This is a genomic window from Caldisericia bacterium (assembly GCA_021158845.1).
In the GTDB taxonomy this organism is placed as follows: Bacteria; Caldisericota; Caldisericia; order B22-G15; family B22-G15; genus B22-G15.
The window spans coordinates 1-4,067 of the sequence record JAGGSY010000052.1 but is presented as its reverse complement, the minus strand read 5'-3'; the positions used below and the strand labels follow the sequence as shown (position 1 = coordinate 4,067).

Below are 4,067 nucleotides of genomic sequence, written 5' to 3'. Positions count from 1 at the left end.
AATAGTATAATACAAAATACCATGAGGAAGGAGTATGATGTTATAGTTATTGGTGCTGGTCATGCAGGGTGTGAGGCAGCTCTTGCCTCGGCAAGAATTGGAGCAAAGACCCTTTTACTTACGATAACATTGGAGTTTATTGCCCATCCTCCATGTAATCCTGCCATTGGTGGAGTTGGTAAGGCACAGGTTGTAAGAGAGGTGGATGCACTTGGAGGTGAGATTGCAAAGAATGCTGAAAGGGCATTAACCCAGATAAAACTACTCAACACAACAAAGGGTCCTGCAGTCTGGTCTGTTAGAGTTCAGATAGATAAGGCAAGATACAGAAACGAAATGAAAAAGGTGCTTGAACTTCAGGAAAATCTTGACTTAAAACAGGGTCTTGTTGAAGAACTCATCGTTGATAAGGATAGGATAAAGGGAGTGATAACAAACACAGGAGAGGTTTACTATGGGAAGGCAATAGTTATAACTCCTGGTACATTCCTTAAAGGTGTTGTTCACATTGGAAGATACATGCTTGAGGCAGGAAGATGGGGAGAGATGCCATCAAAGGGCCTTTCTGAATCCTTGAGAAAAATTGGATTTAAATTGAAGAGATTTAACACAGGAACAACACCAAGAATAGATATAAACTCAGTTGATTTAAGTGAGCTTGAAAGAGATGAAGGATACAGTGAACCCATTTCATTTTCATTTGATACGCCAAAAAAGGTGTGGGAGAATCAACTACCATCATATAGAGGAACCACAAACAAGAGAACAATAGAGGTTACAAAGAAGTATGTTAATCTTGCACCATCAGTTATGGGTCTTATGGTAAGGACTGGACCGAGAACATGTCCCTCCATGGAGGAGAAGGTGAGATGGTTTCCAGATAGATACGAACACACCTTCTTCCTTGAGAGGGAAGGTTTTGATACAGTGGAGACATATGTTCAGGGAATGTATATGAGTATTCCATGGGAGTATCAGGAGGAGGTTTTAAGAACCCTTCCAGGCCTTTCCAATGTAAGGGTGATTCGTCCCGGATATGCCATAGCATATGATCTTGTTGATCCCCGTGAGCTTTTCCCAACCCTTCAAACGAGAAGATTTGAAAACCTTTTCCTTGCAGGTCAGATAAATGGAACCACAGGATACGATGAGGCAGCAGGTCAGGGAATAATGGCAGGTATAAATGCTGCACTATTTGCAAAGGGTGAGGAACTTATTGTATTAAGAAGGGATGAGGCATACATTGGAGTTATGATAGATGATCTCATAAATAAGGGAATTGAGGAACCTTATAGGATCACTCCATCCCATGTGGAGTATAGGATTCTTTTAAGGCAGGATAATGCAGATATAAGGCTTACCCCAATAGGATACAAGGTTGGACTTGTCTCTTATGAAAAGTACAAAAAGGTTCTTGAGAAAAAAGAGAAGATAACCCAACTTATGAATATACTTATGAACAAAAAGATAACACCTTCAAGTGAAAACCTTTCCTTACTTTCCTCCATTGGTGAAGAGCCAATAAATACTCCATACACTTTATTTGATCTAATGAAAAGGCCGAGTTTCGGAGTTGAAAAATTAAAGAAAATCTTTCCAGAGGTGAGTAAGTTTCCAGATGATGTAATATTTGAGGTGTGGGTTGAGGCAAGATACTCTGGTTATATAAAGAGACAGAAAAAAGAGATAGAGGAGTTGAAGAGACTTGAGAGGATTAAGATACCAGAGGATATTGACTACAATCTTGTTCCCAACCTTTCAAAGCAATCAGTGGAAAGGCTAAACTATTTTAAGCCAAAAAATATGAAAGAGGCAAAGAACATTACAGGGGTTACTCCAGCAGATTTACTTAACCTCCTTCTATATATTGAAAGGAGGAAGAAACCACCTAAGGAACTTGAATAGTCTTCTTTAATTCACTCAGCCTATTTCCGTACATATCGTATAGTTTAAAAACTATCTCGTATCTCCCCTTAGATTTAATCTTAAATCTATATTCAAAGGGAGTTTGAGCAATTACTCCCTCTCTTTTTCCATTTATGAAAATTTCTGCTGTGTATGAATAACTTGGTGGATTTTTAACAAATACCCTTACAATATCTCCAACCTTTGGTTTGGATGGAGAGATAACAATTTCTGAATTTTTTGCATAAGGAACAACACGGATCCTCTTTCCAGTCTTTGATACAACCTCTCCAATATTACTCCAGTGAATAACAGATACATAGTAATCTCCAGGTCTTTGGGGAGACCACATCATCTTCAATGGATAGTTTCTTATGTAAGTCTTCTCTCCATTTATGTCAATTTCAATGGTATCCCCTGCTTTGAAGGATGGAGCGATAACTTCAAGAACAACTATCTCATCCACATGGACTTTATCTGGTGCTATAAGTTTTATTGTTTTGTTGGCTTCGCAGTTGCAGTACTTTTTTGGCATATCATCTGGATCTGTAAAGACCTTTTCCTCAACAAGTTCCTCTGGACAGTTAGGAGGTGCAAGTAGATTTGTCCCTTTGCATACCTTTACCTTGTATGGCTTGTGATAGGAGCAGTATGGTATGGGTAGCCCTTTAATGGAGAAATCGTATCTTGTTCCCTTGCAATACTTTGTTGCAATAACTCCTGTCTTTGTGCAGAATCCCCTTACAACAACCCCCTCTGGCCTCTCCCAATCCTTTGGTTTCTTTATCTTTATAAGTTCCTCAAAGACTTTCTTCCACACTTTACCTGCAAATCTAACTCCCCAGTTTCTAACTCCCTCAAGTCCAATGAGTTCCTTATCTGAACCTATGTATGTTGAAACTGTAAAGTCCTTTGTGTATCCAATAAACCATCCACTTGTGTAGTCTCCTGCAGTTCCACTCTTTCCTGCTATTGGATACTTGGAGAGATCAGGGAAGTAGTGATAGACAACATCCTTGAATATATCTGTCATTATATAACTTGCCTCAGGGGATACAACCCTTATTGGATTGACCTTATGTTCATAGAGAATCCTTCCATCCTTTCCAACAATCTTTAGTATCCCTGTTGCATCAACCCTCTCACCCATGTTTGATAGTGTTGAGTATGCCACAGCCATATCAAGGGGAGTAACCTCAAATCCTCCTATTGTCATTGATGGATATGGTTTAAGGGGAGACCTTATCCCCATCTTCCTTGCATAGTATACAACCCTATCAAGTCCAACCCTCATTCCAGTCTTTACTGCACATATGTTTGATGAACGGATAAGTGCCTGTCTTACTGTTAGAGGTCCAAAATAGCCATATATCCACTCCTTTGGTTTCCATCCACCAATGTTGATGGATTCAGAAACAAGTATTGATGCAGGAGTTAAAACACCATTCTCAATGGCAGGGGTGTAGTCAAATATCTTGAATGATGAACCAGGTTTTCTTAATGCAAGGCATCTATTGAACTGACTCTCCTTGTAGTCCCTTCCACCAACCATTGCAAGTATCTCCCCTGTCTTTGGAGAAAGAACAACAACTGCTCCCTGAGGTTGTCTTACTCCAAGTTCATCCTTATTCTCATCAGAGAATATCCCCCTTTTCACATTCTCCTCTATAACACCATTTAGGGAATCTATGGCAATCTTCTGAATCTTTGGGTCAATGGTTGTGTATATCTTAAGTCCCCCCTTATATAATAGTTCCTCCCCATACATCTTCCTTACCTTCTCCTTCACATAATCTATAAACCACCCATTTATATCTGATTCAGGTTCCTCCCTGTACTCCTTAAGCTTAATGGGAGTATCATATGCTTCCTCCATCTCCTCCTTTGTTATGTATCCCTCCCTTACCATCTTCATAAGAACTATTTTCTGTCTCTCCTTTGCAGCTTCAAAATCAACCCTTGGAGAATACTTACTTGGTGCAGGTAAAACTCCAACAAGCATTGCTGATTCAGGAAGGGTGAGGTCCTTTGCATGCTTTCCAAAGTATCTCCTTGCTGCTGCCTCAACTCCATATGCACCTGAACCAAAGTAAACCTGATTTATGTAGTATTCAAGTATCTCCTCCTTTGAGTAAATCTTTTCAAGGCGAAGGGCAAGTATT

2 protein-coding genes are annotated in these 4,067 nt (G+C 39.7%); one reads left to right on the top strand and one right to left on the bottom strand.

Annotation, left to right across the window (positions count from 1 at the left end; all coding sequences use genetic code 11):
* The first annotated feature begins 21 nt into the window (after nt 1-21).
* Nucleotides 22-1,905, top strand: coding sequence for a tRNA uridine-5-carboxymethylaminomethyl(34) synthesis enzyme MnmG (gene mnmG, locus J7J33_02050; GenBank protein MCD6168071.1), 1,884 nt, complete (start codon nt 22-24; stop codon nt 1,903-1,905).
* On the opposite strand, the gene J7J33_02045 is transcribed toward mnmG, so the two are convergent.
* The coding region (locus J7J33_02045) for a transglycosylase domain-containing protein (GenBank protein MCD6168070.1) at nt 1,889-4,067 on the bottom strand (2,179 nt) is incomplete at its 5' end. The genes mnmG and J7J33_02045 overlap by 17 nt on opposite strands.